The sequence below is a fragment of the Pelagibius marinus genome, from assembly GCF_014925385.1.
In the GTDB taxonomy this organism is placed as follows: domain Bacteria; phylum Pseudomonadota; class Alphaproteobacteria; order Kiloniellales; family Kiloniellaceae; genus Pelagibius; species Pelagibius marinus.
On record NZ_JACSDK010000001.1, the window covers coordinates 617,610 to 634,517 of the forward strand.

Genomic DNA, 16,908 nt, shown 5'->3' on the forward strand with positions numbered 1-16,908 from the left:
TCAACGAACAAACCCGCCCGCCGCCGCCGGCGGTGGGGATAAGCGCGGCCGGCGCCCGAAGGATGCCAGCGCTGTCAGGGCCGGGTCTGGCCCTGGCCCTGCACCTTATACTTGTAACTGGTCAGCTGCTCGGCGCCGACCGGGCCGCGGGCATGCATCTTCCCCGTGGAGATGCCGATCTCCGCTCCCATCCCGAATTCTCCACCATCGGCGAACTGAGTCGAGGCGTTGTGCATCACGATTCCGGCATCCACCTCGTTCATGAAACGGGCCGCGGCGGCGGCGTCCTCGGTGACGATGGCCTCGGTATGGTGGGAGCCGTGGCGGTTGATGTGGGCGATGGCCTCGTCCAGGCCGGAGACCACCTTCACGGCGATGATCGGCGCCAGGTATTCGGTGTCCCAGTCCGCGGGCGTCGCCGCCTCGGCCTGCGGCATCACCCGGCGCACGATCTCGTCGCCGCGGATGGCGCAGTCGGCTTCGCTAAGGGCCTTCAGCAGGTCGGCCAGCAGGGTCTCGGCCAGGGCCGCGTCGACCAGCAGGGTCTCGGTCGCCCCGCAGATGCCGGTGCGCCGCATCTTGGCGTTGACCACGATCTTCACCGCCTTTTCCGGGTCGGCGGCGGTGTGGACGTAGGTATGCACCATGCCGTCCAGGTGGCTGAACACGGGGATGCGGCTTTCGCGCTGGATGCGTTCGATCAGGCCCCGGCCGCCGCGCGGCACGATGACGTCGACGCTGTCGCTCATGGTCAACAGGATGCCGACGGCGGCGCGGTCGGTGGTGGGGATGCGCTGGATCGCGGCCTCGGGCAGCCCGGCTTCCTTCAGGCCCGCCTGCAGGCAGTCCAGGATGGCGCCCGACGAATGGAAGCTCTCGGAGCCGCCGCGCAGGATGGCGGCGTTGCCCGACTTGAGGCACAGCGCGCCGGCGTCGGCGGTCACGTTGGGCCGGCTTTCGTAGATAATGCCGATGACGCCCAGGGGCACGGAGACGCGGGCAATCTTCAGGCCGTTGGGACGGTCCCACTCGGCCAGCACGCGGCCCACGGGATCGGGCAGCCCGGCGACCTCCTCGACGCCCTTGGCCATGGCCTCGATGCGCTCGGGCGTCAGCTCCAGGCGGTCCAGCAGGGCCGGGGTCAGGCCCTTGGCCCGGGCGGCGGCCATGTCCTTGGCGTTCGCGGCGGCGATCTTCTCCGCGTTGTCGCGGATCGCCCGGGCGGCGGCCATCAGGGCGCGGATCTTCACCTCCGGGTCGGCAAGGGCCAGCGCGGCGGCGGCGGCGCGGGCCGCGGCGCCCAGCGCCGTCATGGTGCTCTGGAGGTCTTCCTCTTTGAGGGCCGCTTCGGCGGGCATGGCTCCGTTCTCCCGGTTTAATCCAGTAAATTCAGGCTGTTAGGACACCACCAGGTCGTCCCGGTGGATCAGCTCTTCCCGGCCACGGTAGCCGAGAATGGCTTCGATTTCACGGCTCTTGTGACCCATGATCCGGCCTGCATCGGCGGCGGAATAGGCCGCCAGCCCGCGCGCCACCTCCTGGCCCGCGGGGTCGCAGACCAGCACTGCGTCGCCGCGCTCGAAGCGGCCTTCCACGGCGGTCACCCCGGCGGGCAGCAGCGACTTGCCGCTCTTCAGCGCCTTCAGGGCGCCGGCGTCGACGACCAGCTTGCCGGCCGGCTTCAGGCTGCCGGCGATCCAGCGCTTGCGCGCCGTGCGCGGCTCCACCGAGGCCAGGAACCAGGTGCAGCGCGCACCCTCGTCGACGGCCTTCAAGGGATGCAGGCGCCGCCCGTCGGCGATGGCCATGCGGCAGCCGGCGCCGGTGGCGATCTTGCCGGCCGCCAGCTTGGTGACCATGCCGCCGGAGGAGTAGCCGGTGGGCGCGACCCCGGCCATGGCCTCGATCTCGGCGGTGATCTCGGCGACCTCGGGCAGGAACGCGGCTTCCGGATTCTGGCGCGGGTCGGCGCTGTAGAGCCCGTCGATATCGGAGAGCAGCACCAGGCTGTCGCAGCCCAGCATGGCGGCGACGCGGGCGGCCAGGCGGTCGTTGTCGCCGACCCGGATCTCGGTGGTGGCGACGGTGTCGTTCTCGTTGATGACCGGCAGGGTGCCGAGGCGCAGCAGGGTGTTGAGGGTGGAGCGGGCGTTCAGGTGGCGGCGGCGCTCCTCGGTGTCCTCCAGGGTCAGCAGGATCTGCGCCACGGTGACGTCGTGGCGGGCGAGGGACTCCTGGTAGGCGTGGGCCAGGCGGATCTGCCCGGTGGCCGCGGCGGCCTGCTTTTCCTCCAGGCGCAGCGCCTTGTGGGTCAGGCCCAGGTGGCGCCGCCCCACGGCGATGGCGCCGGAGGAGACCAGCAGCACCTCGGTGCCGCGCTTCCTCAGCGCCGCCACGTCGTCGCTCAGCGCGTCCAGCCATGGCCGGCGGATCTTGCCGTCGTCGTCGACCAGCAGGGCCGAGCCGATCTTCACCACCAGGCGGCGGGCGTCGGCCAGGGCGGGATGGCGGTCCCGGGCAGCCTGGCCGGTCATGGCCGGAAGCCTTCCCGCTCTTCGCCGGGGGCGGCTTCTTCCTCGGCGCGCTTCTGCCGCTCCGCCTCGATGTGGGTCCAGAGGCGCGCCAGCATCGCGTCGACGCCCTCGCCGGAGACGCCGGAGAGGCACAGCACTTCGGCACCGGATTCCTGTTCCAGGGCCTCCCGCTTTTCGGCGCGCTCCTCTTCGTCCAGGGCGTCGATCTTGTTGAGGCCGATGACCTCGGTCTTGTCGGCCAGGCCGCCGCCGTAAGCCGCCAGCTCCTCGCGGATCGTGCGGTAGGCGGCGACCACGTCCTCCTGGGTGCCGTCGATCAGGTGCAGCAGCACGCCGCAGCGCTCGATATGGCCCAGGAAGCGGTCGCCCAGGCCGCTGCCCTCGTGGGCGCCTTCGATCAGGCCGGGAATGTCGGCGACGATGAATTCGCTCTCGCCCCGCCGCACGACGCCCAGGTTGGGGTGCAGGGTGGTGAAGGGGTAGTCGCCGATCTTGGGCTTGGCGCGCGAGACCACGGAAAGGAAGGTCGACTTGCCGGCGTTGGGCAGGCCGACGAGGCCCGCATCCGCAATCAGTTTCAGGCGCAGCCAGACCCACATTTCCTCGCCCGGCCAGCCGGGGTCGGCGCGGCGCGGCGCCTGGTTGGTGGAGGACTTGAAGCGGGTGTTGCCGAAGCCGCCGTCGCCGCCTTTCAGGAAGACCAGGCGCTGGCCCGCCTCGGTCAGGTCGGCCAGCACGGTCTCCTTGTCTTCGCTCATCACCTGGGTGCCGACCGGCACCTTGATGGTCAGCTCCTTGCCGGCGGCGCCGGTCATGTTCTTGCCCTTGCCGCCCTCGCCGCGCGGGGCCTTGAAGTGCTGGCGGTAGCGGAAGTCGATCAAGGTGTTGAGGCTGTCCACCGCCTCGAAGACGACATCGCCGCCGCGCCCGCCGTCGCCGCCATCGGGGCCGCCGAACTCCACGTACTTCTCGCGACGGAACGACATGCAGCCGTTGCCGCCGTCGCCGCTCTTCAGGAAGACCTTGGCTTCGTCGAGGAATTTCACGACGCGATCTCCTGCGCCGCCGCCTGCGCGCGCGCCTTTTCCCAGGTCTCGCGGGTCAGCAGGAAACGGTTGGCGTCGACGAAATCCTGGCGCGCCTCGCTCCACTGCCGGGCGATGCCGTTGGCGGCGAAGCCGGCTTTTTCCAGCACCCGGCCGGAGGCGGGGTTGTCGGCGAAGTGGCCGGACTGCAGGGCTTCGGCCTCCAACTTCTCGAAGCCGAAGACCACCAGGGCCCTGGCCGCCTCGGTGCCGAGGCCGCGGCCCCAGTAGTCCGGCGCCAGCCAGTAGCCGATCTCCCAGTTGCCCTTTTCCAGGTAGCGCAGGCCGCCGGCGCCGATGGGCTGCTCGGTTGCCTCCTTCAAGGCCAGGCAGAAGGTGTATTCCTGGCCGCTGTCGCGCTGGGTCTGCTGGGCGGCGATCCAGGCCGCCGCCGCGCCCTCCGGATAGGGGTGGGGGATGCGCGAGGTCATGCGCGCCACTTCCCAGAGGCTGACGTAGCCCTGAACGGCCTCCGCGTCCGCCGCCTCGAAGGGCCGCAGGATCAGGTGCCCGGTCTCCAAAGTGACTTCCAGTCGGACGGTCATCTCAACGGTACTTTCCTGCCGAGTTCCAGGAGGAGAGGACAAAGAAAAAGGGAGATGGCGACCCATCTCCCTCCTTCGTCTCGGCTGCTAGCGGATGGGCGCCCCGGTGGGCCCCCACCGGCGTTCTATTCAGCGGCGCTCGGCGACGGCTGCTCCACGGCATCGACGGACACGTAGGTCCTGCCGCCGCGCTTGGTCTCGAAAGTGACCGAGCCTTCGACCTTGGCGAAGATGGTGTGGTCCTTGCCCAGGCCCACGTTGCGGCCCGGGTGGAACTTGGTGCCGCGCTGGCGCACCAGGATGTTGCCGGGCACCACGGCCTCGCCACCGAACTTCTTGACGCCGAGGCGGCGTCCGGCGGAATCGCGTCCGTTGCGGGAACTACCGCCAGCCTTTTTGTGTGCCATGGCTTAGTCGTCCTTCTTCTTGGCCGCGGCCTTCTTGGCGGGAGCCTTCTTGGTCGCGGTCTTCTTGGCGGCGGCCTTCTTCGCAGGCGCCTTCTTGGTCGCGGTCTTCTTGGCCGCCGGCTTCTTGGCGGCAGCCTTCTTGGCCGGGGCCTTCTTCGGCTCGGCCTTAGCCTCCGCCTTGCCCTCGTCCTCGTCGGCCTTCTTCGGCGCGGCGGCCTTCTTCGGCTTGGCGGCGGGCTTCTTGCCGTCGGTCAGGATGTCGGTGATCTTCACCACCGTCAGGTCCTGGCGATGGCCCGCGGTGCGGCGGTAGTTGTGGCGCCGCTTCTTCTTGAAGACCAGCACCTTGTCGCCACGGGTCTGCTCGACGACTTCGCCGGCCACGCAGACACCCTCGACGAAGGGCGCGCCGGCCTTGGTTTCGGCGCCTTCGCCGACCATCAGCACGGAGTCGAAGGCCACGACCTCACCGGTCTCGCCATTCAGTTTCTCGACGACGATCACATCGTCCTTAGCGACTTTGTACTGCTTGCCGCCGGTCTTGATCACTGCAAACATTTTCGCGGGCTCGCCTAATTCTCGGCCGAATTTCTAGCCTTTGGAGACCTTCTGGCGCGGATGCCGCGGCCGGGAAGGCCCAAAATGAAGCGCCGCGGCCCAGGGAGCCACGGTCGATGGGCGCGCACTATAGCTCTCACGCCCGGGCTGTCAACGCGATTCTGGCCTTATTTTGTGCCTCTTTCCGGGCCCTTGGACACCTGCTTTTCCAGGGTCCCAGGCCCGGCGGGAAGGGGCCTCCCGGAAAAGGTTAACAGGCGATCTCGGTCACCGCCGTCGCCGGGACGGCCCGGTCCGGTCCGGCGGCCTCGAAACCCTGGGCCACCAAGCGGCCGCTGGCCGGCTCGGCATAGAGGGCGAGGCGGGTGGTGGGGTTGAGCACCGGCGGCTTCAGCCAGGCGAGGTCGGGGCCGGCCGCCGCGGCCTCGGCGCGCATTACCTCGGCGCGGCGGTCGGAGACGGTGCCGCGGGCGCGCGCCGGGGGCATGTCGGCGGCGTTCCAGTGGTTGGCTGCCACCTGTGGCCCCTCGTGCACCACCGCATGGTCTTCCAGGCGCTCGATCACCGCCTGCTCCCCCGGTTCGCAGCCGGCCAGGGAGAAGATCGCCGGCAGGGCCAGCGGCGTCTCCGCCAGCATGGACTTGGCGGCGGCGAAGTCGGGGGCCTCGTCGAAGACCCGGCGCAGCAGGTGGCCCGGCGGCAGGGCGCGGGACTTCCACAGGCCGTAGCGGTCACAGGCCCAGTCGATGACCTTGCTGGGGCTGCGCCGGCGTAAGGGGGCCTGGTTGAAGGCGGCGGCGAAGCGGCCGGGGGCCAGGCCCTGGATGCTGCCGGAAAAGCCCGGCCAGGTGATGTTGATCCAGTCGCCGGCGGGGCCGCGCTGGCGGGCCGCCACCAGCTCGGCGCCCAGGCCCTCGAAGGGCCAGTCCAGCACCCGGGTCAGGCGGTTGGCGCGGCCGTCGGGGCTCGGCCCGACGCTGCAGGTACAGGCCCACTCGTAGCTCATGTTGAGGAAATGGGCGCCGGGACGGCCGAGGGCCGCGGCCACGGCCGCGATCTCTTCCAGGTAGGGGTTGGCGCTCCTCTCCAGCCAGCGTTGCGACAGGCGGTCGGCCAGGGCGATCGCGGGCCTGGGGTAGCGCCGCTCGGCGGCGGTGATCAACGCGGCCAGGCGCGCCGGCTCCAGGTGCAGCAGGTCGCCCGGCCCGGCGACGGCGTGCAGGGGGATCTCGGGCAGGACCGCTTGAGGGTCCCGCGGCTTTGCGGGCCGCTGCAGCATGACTCCTCCAATATGAGGCCAGAACCGCCCGGGCGCCAGGAGATCAGCCTTCGCTTGCCAGGGCGGCGACGCTTCGCTAGTAAAGGCGCGCCGTTCGCGGCGGGGCCGGTTCCGGCGCCCGCTGCGCCTCGAGTCTGCGGAGAGGTGCCGGAGTGGTCGAACGGGGCGGTCTCGAAAACCGTTGTGCGCGCGAGCGTACCGAGGGTTCGAATCCCTCCCTCTCCGCCATAACAAAAGGCCCCGGTTTTCCGGGGCCTTTTGTTATGGGGCAGGGGGCGCGGTGAACGAAGCCTGGTTCGTGCCGGCGTCAGCAGGACGCCGGCGACGCCGAGCCGGACGGCGAGGCGCCCGCCGAATGAAATGAGGGGGGCGGCGGTCAGCAGACCGTCGTCAAACCCTCCCTCTCCGCCATAACAAAAGGCCCCGGTTTTCCGCCAGCCGTTTACTTAAGGTGGGGAAAATTTCAGATCTGCTGACCGATACTCCCCGGAATCCAACGGGTTCCGTGGAGGTCGTTGTGAAGAAAAAATCTTCTTCAGAAGAAGGGGGCTCGAAAGGCGCAAGAGGGCCCCTCGGCGAAAGGACCTTCCGCGGGTCCCGCCGCCGGTCCACGACATTCAAGTCAATTGCTGCAGAAATCCTGGCTGTGAAAACTTCGGTGCCCCCGCTGAAGGTCGTCACCTTGGGCCGGCTCTCCCTGACCAGGCCGCAGGCCAGGGACGGCTCCCAGCTGCGCCAGGTTGAGCCACATAAGCGGATTAAGGTGCTCAACGCCTGGCGCATCAAGGACGACTTGCACGCCGCCTGGCTGATTAAGCGCGCCAGCGTGCATGCGATCGATCGCTTCTTTATGCAGATCCGCCGCCTCATCATGATGCTGGAGCGGCCCATCAGCACGCGCAGCAATGACGGCCGAGTGTGGCGAGGTTACAGTGCCTACAATCCGCGTATCATCCAGAAGCTTCTGGATATATACCGGGTCTACTTTAACTACGTGGCCGTCGGTAAGGATAAGCGGACGCCAGCCATGCGGTTGGGTTTGGCAATGGGACCGGTGAAAGTGGAAACGATCCTCTACTATGACCCGCTCGAAAAGCCGGTGCTTGATGAGCGGCCCAAGCCTGGTAGGCGTGCAGCGCCAACCGGATCATTGGCGCTTCCGAGACGAAAATCCCTCGTTACGCCCATGTTCAGTCAGGAGGGCGGTCAATGAATGACTATGCTGGACGGCGAGATGAAATGGGTAGCATGAAGCGACAATTGTGCGAGTTTTCGCTCTGCTGCTTCCTGCTTCTTGGTGTGCTGTCCGACATTGCCGCTTCTGCCGAAGCCGGTAATTCGGAAAACCTGGATGTCTCCGTCGGCACCAAACTCAATGAGTCCTTCCGGGTTGCCGCAATATCCAGCAATCCCGAACGGCTGCTATCGCTACTCGGAGAGTACCCGACGGTGACGGACGTCGTCTTCCCGGATGGCGACAGTCTCCTAGGTACAGCTGCCTACGAGGGTAACATAGAGGCCGTGGAAGAATTATTGCGCCGGCGAGCAGATCCAGATCTCGGACAAAGGCGGCCCCTTGCTGCAGCACTTCTTGGTGGGACTGGCGAGGAACCTCGATCTCGATTGATCCAGTATGAAGTCATCTCGCTTCTTCTGAAGGCGGGAGCTAACTATGAGATCTTGTTCCTCGACGAGGTATCCTTCGTCGAAGCATTAATATTAGATGTATGTGATGCAGAAACCTATTCGGAGGATTTGCTATTCTCTTTCAATAATAAGCACACGTACTTTACAGTTCATAAAAAATACCTAGAGAACTCGCGGCGTTTAAAATCGCTAGCCAGGGCCAATCTTCTTGATGCTTTTTGTTATTCCTTCTTCGCCGATCGCATCAGCATATCGCGAGGAACCTGACTCGCATTCAATGGGCGGCCCTGCCAGTACGATTTTGTTCGGTTGTAAGTCCGATAGATAAGGGCCGCAGCCTAACTCGGCTGCGGCCCTGTTTTCCCCAACTTTAGTAAACGGCTGGCGGTTTTCCGGGGCCTTTTGTTATGGGGGCAGGGGGCTAGCGCCGCGCGGTGAGGCTGTCGCCGTCGGCGGTGGAGAGGATCAGCGCGCCGGTCTCGGAAAACTCGAAGCGGGTGACTTGGGAGAGGATCTGCAGGAACTTCCGCTCCTGGTCTCCCAGGGCCGGCAGGCAGGCGCGCAGCGTGTTGATGCCCTGCCCGACGGAGAGGCTGTCGCCGGAGAGCTGGTAGGGGAGCGAGTAGCTGTTGCAGCCGGTGAGGCCGGTGATGCAGCCTTCGCTGCCGAAGGTCATGGAGACGCGCGAGAAGTCGATGATGCCGCGCCCGCCGATGTCCTCGACCACCCACTCGCCGCTGCGCAGGCGGCCAGGGCGAAGCACGCCGCCACCAGGCAACCGGGGAACCGAAGAGTCATCGCTGCGGCCTCCAAGAGTCACGCGCCATGCGTTTCACTCTAGCCGGTTTTGCCACCGATTGCGGTGGCGAGTCAGCGCTTGCGCACGAACTCCGTGCGCAGGACAAGGCCCTTTATCCCCTCGTAGCGGCAGTCGATCTCCTGGTCATTGTCCGTGAGGCGGATCGACTTGATGACCGTGCCCTGCTTCAGGGTCTGATTGGCCCCCTTCACCTTAAGATCCTTGATGAGGGTGACCGAATCGCCATCGGCGAGGATGTTCCCCGAGGCATCGCGAACCACGGCCTGATCGCTTTCGGCGGTCATCTCCGAGGCCGGACGCCATTCGCCTGTCGCTTCGTCGTAAACGTACTCGTCGTTCTCGTCGGCCATGTCCTACCTCTGTCGCAAAAAAATATTCGCACAGGCTTCGTGCAGGAACAGGCTTCAAGGTCCGCTCAGCATCGATCGTCCCGCGAAGCCCGCTTATACTACTTAGTAGAGCTGTGCAATATCCACGGCAAAGGGCGAAAGCGCTCCGCTCATCCCGTCTCCGGCAAGCGAGGTCCCCATGACCATCGAGCTGAACCACACCATCGTCTGGTGCAACGACAAGCAGAAGTCGGCCGCTTTCCTGGCGGAGATCCTCGGCCGGCCGGAGCCCGAGCCCTTCTACCATTTCCTGGTGGTGGAGATGGACAACGGCGTGTCGCTGGATTTCATGGAGAAGACGGGCAAGGTCGCGCAGCAGCACTACGCCTTCCTGATCGGTGAGGGCGACTTCGACGCCGTCTTCGCGCGTATCACCGAACGGGGACTGGCGTACTGGGCAGACCCGGGCAAGCAGCGGCCCGGCGAGATCAACCGCAACGACGGCGGCCGTGGCGTCTACTTCGACGATCCCAACGGCCACCTTCTGGAGGTGCTGACCCGCCCCTATGGCAGCGGCGGCAATTGATTCGCCCCTGCCGCGGTTCTAGACTTTTCCGGTCGCAATGGATCGGAGGGCATGACCATGACGATCACGTCGACACTGCAAAGCTATCTCCGGGAAAACGGCGTCAAGCCCCAGACCGTGACGCACGAAAAGACGCTCTCGGCGTCGCGCACGGCGCAGGCGAGTCACGTCTCCGGGGATTGCGTGGCCAAGGGCGTTCTGGTGAAGGATGCCGAGGGCTACCTGCTTGCCGTGATCCCGGCTACACACCACCTGGAGATGGACAGCCTGTCCCGCCTGACAGGCCGCGAGCTGCGGCTGGCCGACGAGGACGAGGTGGCCGACGCCTTTCCCGACTGCGCGCTGGGCGCGGTGCCGCCGATGGGGACGCCTTACGGGCTGGAAACCGTCGTCGACGACAGCCTCGCCAGCCAGCCGGAGACCTTCCTGGAAGGCGGCGACCACGCCACCTTGCTGCAGGTGACGGCGGAAGACTTCGCCAAGCTGACGCGCGGCGCCCGGCACGGCGCCTTCAGCCACCACGTCTGAAGGCGCGCAACGGCAAGTCTATTCGATGACCGCGAAGGTCCTGATCTCAATGCTTTCGCGGGGCGGGGTGTCGCTGCGCTGCTGCGGCAGCGCAAAGGCGCTGTGCGGCGTGAAGCGGGCGCGTCCGTCGTCCAGGCTGTCCCAGCCCTTGATCAGCAACACTTCGTCGCGCGTCATTTCCGGCGCGTAGAACCAGCGCTGCCCGGGCTCATGGGCCAGGTGGTAGATCTCGCCGACGCGGTCGGGGAAGACCTGGTCGGTGGCGACCAGCGCCCCGGGCCGCACGCTGGCGGCGTCGGCCAGGGCCAGCGGGGCGCGCCGCACCGGGCCGCGGATCGGCCGCCAGACGTTTACCTGCACAATGCGCGCGCCCTTGGCGGTGAGGCGCGCCACCTCGGCCTCGCCCAGCACGTCCGCCGCGCGGCGCGGGCCGCTGACTGCCGTGTAGTCGACGTGCACCCGCCCGGCCGGGCCGCGCGCGCCGTCGCGGTTGGCCGCGCCGGCCGCGGCGTCGGAGCGCCGGGTGGCGTCGAAGATGGCGACCCGGCTGGCACCCAGCTCGTGCTTCAGCAGCGCCTCGATCTCGGGGTAGTAGACCGCCTCGACGGCCCGGTCGTCGTAGAGGTCGTCGACGGCGGTCGGCGCCGGGCGCAGGACAAAACCCTCGCGGTCCAGCGAGAAGCTCTCCGCCAGCGGGCGCAGGTCCAGGATGTCGACCTCGCGCGCCTCGGTGGCGAAAAGTTCGCGCGGCGCGCCGCCGGTCAGCGCGGAACTTTCCAGCACCGGCTTTTCGGTCTGGGGAACGATGAAATTGAGCGGCGCCGTCACCGCCGCCGTCGACGGAACGCTGGACGGCGTGGTGGAGGCCGTCGCAGGCGTCGCTCCGGTTTCGCGGGTCAGGACGGCAGGGGCACTCCCGGTCATGGCTGTCTCCTCATCTTGGCGGCGGGGCTGGCTGGCGCCGCCCGCTTCAGGCCCGAAAAGGCCGGGCATTACAGATGAGTCTTGGCCGGAGAATGAAAATCGGCCTCTCAGGAAAGGGATCAGTGCCTCGCAGGCACAAATAAAGCGTCCTTGTGCCGCCGCGCCGCCTATGGCGAAGTCGGGTCTCCTTCATTGGCGGAGCGCGGCGGCGGCATGATCTGCAGGGAAAACGCGAGGTGGCGCCGGGTGCGGCGCGGGGCGCCGCGCCCGCTGCTGGCCGCCGCCCTGCTGCTGGCGGCTGCCCCGGCCGCGGGGATGGCCGCAGAAGTGACCCCGGAAGCCCGGCAGGCGGTCCTCGCCGCCGCGGGGGCGCTCTGCCCCGACGGCGTCGAGGCGCCGGAAGTGCTGGAGCTCCGGCTGCCCGGTTACCTGCTGAGCGACGTCGAAGAGACGGGACCGCCGGAGGGCTGGCTGCGGCGCGAGATCCGCCTAGTCAACGGCGAGGCCGACCTGGCGCTGCTGGTGACGGCGCTCAGGCCCGGCGGCATCCTGCGCCGCCTGGTGATCGAGTCGCGGGCGCTGTCCGGCGACCGCCCGCTGCTGCTGGCGATGACCGGCGGCGACTGCGACCTCCAGCTGGCCCGCGCGCTCAGCTATCACGGCAAGACTGCGTCCGAACTGCTGCTGCTGGCGCCGGACCTCGTGACGGTTGTCGGGCGTGAGGCGCTCGATCCCCCAGTCCCGGAGGCGCTCCCCGAGGGGCCGCCGCCCGGGGGCATCGACGCCGGCGGCGTGATCGTCGCCCATGTCGACAGCGGCGTGAACTACCTGCTGCCGGAGATCGCCGGGCGCCTGGCGCGCGACGCGGCGGGGCGCAGCCTGGGCTACGACTTCTGGGACATGGACCTGCGGCCTTTCGACGGCGACACCGGCCGTTCGCCCTTCTTCCCGATCCGCCACGGCACCGAGGTGGCAAGCCTGCTGCTGGCCGAGGCGCCGGCGGCGCGCCTGCTGCCTTTCCGCTACCCGCGCCCGGATATGTCCCGCATGGCCGCCGCGGTGACCGCCGCCGCCGAGGCCGGGGCGGCGATCATGATGCTGCCCCTGGGCAGCACGCGGCAGGACGACTGGCTGGCTTTCGAAGCGGCGGCCCGGGCCCAGCCGCAGATGCTCTTCATCGCCTCCGCCGGCAACGACGGGCGCGACATCGACGCCCGCACCGCCGCAGAGGGGCGGACGGGCGGACGCCCGCTCTACCCGGCCGGCCTGGACCTCGACAACATGATCGTGGTGACCTCCTCAGACCTCGCCGGTGTTCCGGCGCCCGGCTCCAACTGGGGCGCTGTCAGCGTCGACCTGCTGGTGCCGGCGGAACACCGCCGCGTCACCGGCTTCGACGGCAAGCCGACCGAGGGCTCCGGCTCCAGCTTTGCGGTGCCGCGGGTCGCGGCCCTGGCCGCACGCCTCAAGGCCGCCCATCCCGACTGGCAGGCGGCAGAGCTGAAGCGCGCGATCTTCGCGCGCGCCGTCGCGCCCCCGGTCGAGGGCACGGTGGCCGTCGGCTGGATCCCCGACCCGGGAGACTAGGCCCCCGGTGCCGCAGGCGGCGGCCCAGCGGGGATGCCTGCTGCCCGCAGGCCGTATGTATCACCAGAAAAACCCCGGATTTCCGCGATTTTGGCGCTGTCGCTTGCCGGAGGAAGCCGTTGCGCTAGATCGGAAAGCAACCGCATAATCCTTAGCGCTGGCTTCGGGTGGCCGGCTTTGGCGGGTAGCAACTGAATGGATTTCATCGGCTTCGCGATCAAGCGGCCGACGGCGGTGGCCGCGGCGGTGCTCATCGTTCTGGCGCTCGGCCTCGTCGCCCTGCAGACCATTCCCATTCAGCTGACCCCGGACGTGCGCCGACCGGTGCTGCAGGTCACCACCTCCTGGAGCGGGGCCTCGCCCCTGGAGGTCGAGCGCGAGATCACCAACCGCCTGGAAGAGGAACTCGCCGGCGTCGAGGGCGTGGTCGAGATGTCGAGCGATTCCGACCTCGGGCGCAGCCGTATCACCCTGGAGTTCAACGTCGGCCAGAACATGGACCGCGCCTTCATGCTGGTGTCCAACCGGCTGGGCAACGTCTCCGACCTGCCGGCGGAAGCCGGCGAACCCGCGATCCGCACCTCGGGCTCGGAAGACGTGCCCATCGCCCGCCTGGCGATGACGCGGCTGGAAGGCAACACCCGCGGGATCGACACCTACGGCGACCTGGTCGAGGACGTCATCGCCGACCGCCTGCAGCGCGTGGCCGGCGTTTCCCAGGTCGACTATGCCGGCGGCAGCGCGCGCGAGCTGCAGGTCATCATCGAGCCTTCGGTGCTGGCCGGCTACGGCCTGACCGTGCCCCGGGTGCTGCAGGCCCTGCGCGAGGCGAACGTCACACTCACCGCCGGCGCGGTCGAGGAAGGCAAGCGCCGCTACATCGTGCGCACCGATTCCGAAACCGCGACGGTCGAAAAGCTGCGCAGCGTGGTGCTGCAGACCACCTACGATTCCGACAGCGGCCCCTCCGGCGGCGGTCGCCTGGCCGACGTCACCGTGGGCGACATCGCCCAGGTTCGCCTGGACTACGAGGACCCGACCAGCAACCGGCGCTTCAACGGTCAGCCGATGATCCGTCTCAACGTGGTGCGCGAGGGCGGCGCCAACGTCATCGAGACCATGGAGGGGCTGCGCGAGGCGGTGCGTGAGCTGAACGAAGGGCCGCTGCGCTTCGAGGCGGTCGAGCTGGTGCTGTTCTACGATGAGACCGTCTACATCAACTCGGCCATCAAACTGGTTGAGCAGAACATCTTCGTCGGCGGTGCGCTGGCGGCGCTGATCCTCATCCTCTTCCTGCGCTCCTGGCGCGCCACGGCGGTGGTCGTGGTCTCGATCCCCATCTCGGTCATCGCCACCTTCGTCGCCATGGCGCTGGTGGGCCGTTCACTGAACGTCATCTCGCTGGCCGGCATCGCCTTCGCGGTGGGCATGGTGGTCGACGCGGCCATCGTGGTGCTGGAGAACATCTTCCGCCTGCGCCAGGGCGGCGCGCCCTCGGCCGCGGCGGCGCGCGAAGGCGCCAGGCAGGTCTGGGGCGCGATCCTGGCCTCGGCGCTGACCACCGTAATGGTCTTCATCCCCATCCTGCTGCTGGAGCTGCCGGCGGGCCAGCTGTTCCGCGACATCGCCGTGGCCATCTCGGTCTCGGTGCTGCTGTCGCTGCTGGTCGCCGTCACCGTGATCCCGACCCTCTCCAACAAGATGCTGGGGTCGCGTAAGACGAAGGGCGGCGCGCAGAACGACTTCGCCGGCCGCTTCCACCTGCCGGTCATCGACCCCCTGGCCGGGCTCTTCGTGCGCGGCGTGCTGGGGGTCATCCGTCGGGTCATCTCCAGCCGCGTGGCGGCCCTGGGGGTGGTGGCGGTGATCTGCGGCGGCGCGGCGCTTTCCACCTACCTCTTCATGCCGCGGCTCGACTACCTGCCGGACGGCAACCGCAACTTTGTCTTCTCCCGCGTCCAGCCGCCGCCGGGCTACAACCTCGCCACCACCTACGAACTGGCCGAGCGCATCGAGGCCGCGACCCGGCCCTACTGGGTCAGTGAGGCCAAGGGAGCGGCCAAGGAAGACGATCCGCCACACATTCAGAACTTCTTCTTCGTCGCCCTGCGCAACATCATGTTCGTGGGCGCCAGCGCCACCGAAATCGACCGCGCCGGCGAACTGGTGCCGATCCTCAAGAAGGCGGTCTCGGCCGACCCCGGCACCCGGGGTTTCGTCTCCCAGTCCTCGATCTTCGGGCGTTCAATCGGTGGCTCGCGCACCATCTACCTGAACGTGACCGGCCCGGACATCGAGCAGATCATCGCCGTGGCCGGGCGCGCCGACGAGTTGGTCGAGAAGGCTTTCGCCGACACGAGGGGCCTGCAGGTGCGCATCGACCCGGGCCTGGAGCTCGGCGCGCCGGAGATCCGCGTGACGCCGGACCTGCGCCGCCTCGCGAAGGCCAAGCTGACGGCCCGCGACCTGGCCATTTCGATCGACACCATGAACGACGGCACCCGCGTGGCGGAGGTCAACCTGGGCAGCCGGCGCATCGACGTCACCCTGATGGGGCCGGAAGGGCTGGTCACCAACACCCAGGGCATCAACGCGCTGCCCATCGTCACCGGCACCGGGCTGGTGCTGCCCGCCGACTCCCTGGCCGACATCGAACTGACCAGCGGGCCCACCGAGATCCTGCACGTCGACCGGGAGCGTGCCATCACCGTGATCGTCACGCCGCCGAAGTCGATGCCGCTGCAGGACGCCATCGAGGTGGTGCGGGAAAAGGTCGTGGCCCCGCTGGAGGCCGGGGCCCTGGGCGGCGGCATGAAGCTGAGCCTCAGCGGCGCCGCCGACGACTTGTCTGAGACCTGGGGCGCCTTGCAGCTCAACCTGGTGGTGGCGCTGATCATCGTCTACCTGGTGATCTCGGTGCTTTACGAGAGCCTGGTCTACCCGCTGATCATCATGCTCTCGGTGCCGCTGGCGACGGCCGGCGGCCTGCTGGGCCTGGCCGCGCTCAATACCTACGTCGCCCAGCCGCTGGACATGCTGACAATGCTGGGCTTCGTCATTCTCATCGGCATCGTGGTCAACAACGCCATCCTGCTTGTCGACCAGGCACTGCAGAACAGCCGCAGCGGCATGCCGTCATCGGAAGCCATCCTGCAGGCGACGCGCAACCGCATCCGGCCGATCTTCATGTCGACCCTGACCTCGATCTTCGGCCTGCTGCCGCTGGCGGTCTTCCCCGGCGCCGGCTCCGAGCTCTACCGCGGACTCGGCTCGGTGGTGATCGGCGGCCTCAGCCTCTCGGCGCTGCTGACCCTGGCGATCATTCCGCCGCTCTTGTCGCTGCTGCTGCCGAAGGACGGCGCCAAGGGCGCCGCCGGCAAGTCCGAACAGCCCTTCCAGCTGGCCGCGCAGTAGGCTGCGTTCCGCCGTCACTGGCCGGCGGCGGCCCAGTCAGGGTGTCCCGGTCGAATTATTCCGGTCGGATTATCCCGGTCAGCCGCCGTCCAGCGCGCGAAGGGCGGCGGTTTCGACGCGGCGGATCCAGACGTTCTTGCAGTCAGTGTAAGCATGGGTGTCGTCCGGGTGCAGCATCTGGCAACGCAGCTTTTCGGCTTCGTAGGCACGGGCGAGATCGGGGTCGGCGCGCAGGTAATCGCGAAATGCCAGGTGGCGCACGATCTCCGGTGAGCCCTGGCGGTAACAGTGGAGCTGGAAGAGACGTTCACCGCTGTGCGGATCGTCCCTACTGCAGTAGCGCCGGCCGGGCAGCCCGAGTTCGCCACGCCAGTGATACCCCAGGCCTTCAATCGCAGCCTGTTGCGCGTCAAGGCGCTCCAGGCTGGTGACGACGGGGATCAGGTCGATCACCGGCTTTGCCCGAATTGCGGGGATGGCAGTAGAGCCGATGTGGTGCACGCACAGCAGCAGGTCCCCCAGGGCGCCGCTAAGCCTTGTGGCCTCCGCCTCGGCCATTTCCGGCCAGCGCGGATCATGAGACACCAGGTCTACCTGTTTTGGCATCGGCGGGCTCCGGCGAAAGGTGCCGCCAACCTATCTGGAAGTGACGCCGGCACCAAAGC

At 68.0% G+C, this 16,908-nt stretch carries 16 protein-coding genes, 1 tRNA gene and 1 pseudogene; 7 read left to right on the forward strand and 11 right to left on the reverse strand.

Annotation, left to right across the window (positions count from 1 at the left end; genetic code table 11):
• Positions 1-74 precede the first annotated feature (74 nt).
• The 7 genes and pseudogenes from H7X47_RS03000 to H7X47_RS03030 all read right to left on the reverse strand — a co-directional run bounded on the left by H7X47_RS03000 (position 75) and on the right by H7X47_RS03030 (position 6,408).
• Positions 75-1,358 carry a glutamate-5-semialdehyde dehydrogenase gene (locus tag H7X47_RS03000; protein WP_193367110.1) on the reverse strand — a complete coding sequence of 428 codons (1,284 nt, stop codon included), beginning with the start codon at positions 1,356-1,358 and terminating at the stop codon, positions 75-77.
• 39 nt (positions 1,359-1,397) lie between these two features.
• Positions 1,398-2,534 (reverse strand): glutamate 5-kinase, encoded by a 1,137-nt coding sequence (gene proB, locus H7X47_RS03005; RefSeq protein ID WP_193367111.1) that lies wholly within the window; start codon positions 2,532-2,534, stop codon positions 1,398-1,400.
• Entirely contained in the window at positions 2,531-3,580 is a 1,050-nt protein-coding gene (gene obgE, locus H7X47_RS03010; protein ID WP_193367112.1) for a GTPase ObgE, read from the reverse strand. Before obgE ends, proB begins: the two co-directional genes overlap by 4 nt.
• Positions 3,577-4,164: a GNAT family N-acetyltransferase gene (locus H7X47_RS03015; protein ID WP_193367113.1), complete on the reverse strand. Its 588-nt coding sequence runs from the start codon at positions 4,162-4,164 to the stop codon at positions 3,577-3,579. The genes obgE and H7X47_RS03015 overlap by 4 nt, the downstream gene beginning before the upstream one ends.
• Positions 4,165-4,289: 125 nt before the next feature.
• A complete protein-coding gene (rpmA, locus tag H7X47_RS03020) occupies positions 4,290-4,571 on the reverse strand; it encodes a 50S ribosomal protein L27 (RefSeq protein WP_193367114.1) in 282 nt (93 codons plus the stop codon).
• A 255-nt stretch (positions 4,572-4,826) separates the two neighbouring features.
• Positions 4,827-5,129, reverse strand: a pseudogene (gene rplU, locus H7X47_RS26420) (50S ribosomal protein L21); the annotation flags it as partial.
• A 250-nt stretch (positions 5,130-5,379) separates the two neighbouring features.
• On the reverse strand, positions 5,380-6,408 hold the full coding sequence (locus H7X47_RS03030) for a C45 family peptidase (protein ID WP_193367116.1): 1,029 nt from the start codon (positions 6,406-6,408) through the stop codon (positions 5,380-5,382).
• Positions 6,409-6,546: 138 nt separating this feature from the next.
• Here H7X47_RS03030 and H7X47_RS03035 point away from each other — a divergent pair.
• From H7X47_RS03035 to H7X47_RS03045, 3 genes are all read left to right on the forward strand, one after another.
• Positions 6,547-6,636, forward strand: a tRNA-Ser gene (locus tag H7X47_RS03035).
• A 289-nt stretch (positions 6,637-6,925) separates the two neighbouring features.
• Positions 6,926-7,621 carry a hypothetical protein gene (locus H7X47_RS03040; RefSeq protein WP_193367117.1) on the forward strand — a complete coding sequence of 232 codons (696 nt, stop codon included), beginning with the start codon at positions 6,926-6,928 and terminating at the stop codon, positions 7,619-7,621.
• Complete coding sequence (locus tag H7X47_RS03045) at positions 7,618-8,322, forward strand: ankyrin repeat domain-containing protein (RefSeq protein WP_193367118.1); 705 nt, start codon at positions 7,618-7,620, stop codon at positions 8,320-8,322. Before H7X47_RS03040 ends, H7X47_RS03045 begins: the two co-directional genes overlap by 4 nt.
• Positions 8,323-8,476: 154 nt before the next feature.
• Here the strand turns inward: H7X47_RS03045 and H7X47_RS03050 are convergent, their stop codons facing one another.
• The gene (locus H7X47_RS03050) at positions 8,477-8,818 is read right to left on the reverse strand and encodes an META domain-containing protein (RefSeq protein WP_193367119.1); all 342 of its coding nucleotides are present in this window, start codon (positions 8,816-8,818) and stop codon (positions 8,477-8,479) included.
• A 107-nt stretch (positions 8,819-8,925) separates the two neighbouring features.
• Positions 8,926-9,225 carry a zinc ribbon domain-containing protein YjdM gene (locus H7X47_RS03055; protein ID WP_193367120.1) on the reverse strand — a complete coding sequence of 100 codons (300 nt, stop codon included), beginning with the start codon at positions 9,223-9,225 and terminating at the stop codon, positions 8,926-8,928.
• 178 nt (positions 9,226-9,403) lie between these two features.
• Between H7X47_RS03055 and H7X47_RS03060 the strand changes: the two genes are divergently transcribed.
• Both H7X47_RS03060 and H7X47_RS03065 read left to right on the forward strand, forming a co-directional pair.
• On the forward strand, positions 9,404-9,790 hold the full coding sequence (locus H7X47_RS03060) for a VOC family protein (protein ID WP_193367121.1): 387 nt from the start codon (positions 9,404-9,406) through the stop codon (positions 9,788-9,790).
• Between the two features lie 51 nt (positions 9,791-9,841).
• Positions 9,842-10,318: an aminoacyl-tRNA deacylase gene (locus tag H7X47_RS03065; protein ID WP_193367122.1), complete on the forward strand. Its 477-nt coding sequence runs from the start codon at positions 9,842-9,844 to the stop codon at positions 10,316-10,318.
• A gap of 18 nt (positions 10,319-10,336) precedes the next feature.
• On the opposite strand, the gene H7X47_RS03070 is transcribed toward H7X47_RS03065, so the two are convergent.
• Positions 10,337-11,242: a CmcJ/NvfI family oxidoreductase gene (locus H7X47_RS03070; RefSeq protein WP_227010129.1), complete on the reverse strand. Its 906-nt coding sequence runs from the start codon at positions 11,240-11,242 to the stop codon at positions 10,337-10,339.
• A 213-nt stretch (positions 11,243-11,455) separates the two neighbouring features.
• Here H7X47_RS03070 and H7X47_RS03075 point away from each other — a divergent pair, with 213 nt between their 5' ends.
• On the forward strand, positions 11,456-12,829 hold the full coding sequence (locus tag H7X47_RS03075; protein ID WP_193367123.1) for a S8 family serine peptidase: 1,374 nt from the start codon (positions 11,456-11,458) through the stop codon (positions 12,827-12,829).
• 195 nt (positions 12,830-13,024) lie between these two features.
• Positions 13,025-16,243, forward strand: coding sequence for an efflux RND transporter permease subunit (locus tag H7X47_RS03080; RefSeq protein ID WP_193367124.1), 3,219 nt, complete (start codon positions 13,025-13,027; stop codon positions 16,241-16,243).
• Between the two features lie 78 nt (positions 16,244-16,321).
• Here H7X47_RS03080 and H7X47_RS03085 read toward each other — a convergent pair whose 3' ends face one another.
• Complete coding sequence (locus tag H7X47_RS03085) at positions 16,322-16,849, reverse strand: GrpB family protein (RefSeq protein WP_193367125.1); 528 nt, start codon at positions 16,847-16,849, stop codon at positions 16,322-16,324.
• Positions 16,850-16,908 lie beyond the last annotated feature (59 nt).

Bases quoted from the DNA above. Each gene is read 5' to 3' on its own strand.
- H7X47_RS03045 (WP_193367118.1), top strand. From the start codon at position 7,618: ATGAATGACTATGCTGGACGGCGAGATGAAATGGGTAGCATGAAGCGA.
- H7X47_RS03065 (WP_193367122.1), top strand. From the start codon at position 9,842: ATGACCATGACGATCACGTCGACACTGCAAAGCTATCTCCGGGAAAAC.
- H7X47_RS03060 (WP_193367121.1), top strand. From the start codon at position 9,404: ATGACCATCGAGCTGAACCACACCATCGTCTGGTGCAACGACAAGCAG.
- H7X47_RS03000 (WP_193367110.1), bottom strand. From the start codon at position 1,358: ATGCCCGCCGAAGCGGCCCTCAAAGAGGAAGACCTCCAGAGCACCATG.
- rpmA (WP_193367114.1), bottom strand. From the start codon at position 4,571: ATGGCACACAAAAAGGCTGGCGGTAGTTCCCGCAACGGACGCGATTCC.
- H7X47_RS03075 (WP_193367123.1), top strand. From the start codon at position 11,456: ATGATCTGCAGGGAAAACGCGAGGTGGCGCCGGGTGCGGCGCGGGGCG.
- H7X47_RS03080 (WP_193367124.1), top strand. From the start codon at position 13,025: ATGGATTTCATCGGCTTCGCGATCAAGCGGCCGACGGCGGTGGCCGCG.
- H7X47_RS03085 (WP_193367125.1), bottom strand. From the start codon at position 16,849: ATGCCAAAACAGGTAGACCTGGTGTCTCATGATCCGCGCTGGCCGGAA.
- proB (WP_193367111.1), bottom strand. From the start codon at position 2,534: ATGACCGGCCAGGCTGCCCGGGACCGCCATCCCGCCCTGGCCGACGCC.
- H7X47_RS03030 (WP_193367116.1), bottom strand. From the start codon at position 6,408: ATGCTGCAGCGGCCCGCAAAGCCGCGGGACCCTCAAGCGGTCCTGCCC.
- H7X47_RS03015 (WP_193367113.1), bottom strand. From the start codon at position 4,164: ATGACCGTCCGACTGGAAGTCACTTTGGAGACCGGGCACCTGATCCTG.
- H7X47_RS03070 (WP_227010129.1), bottom strand. From the start codon at position 11,242: ATGACCGGGAGTGCCCCTGCCGTCCTGACCCGCGAAACCGGAGCGACG.
- H7X47_RS03055 (WP_193367120.1), bottom strand. From the start codon at position 9,225: ATGGCCGACGAGAACGACGAGTACGTTTACGACGAAGCGACAGGCGAA.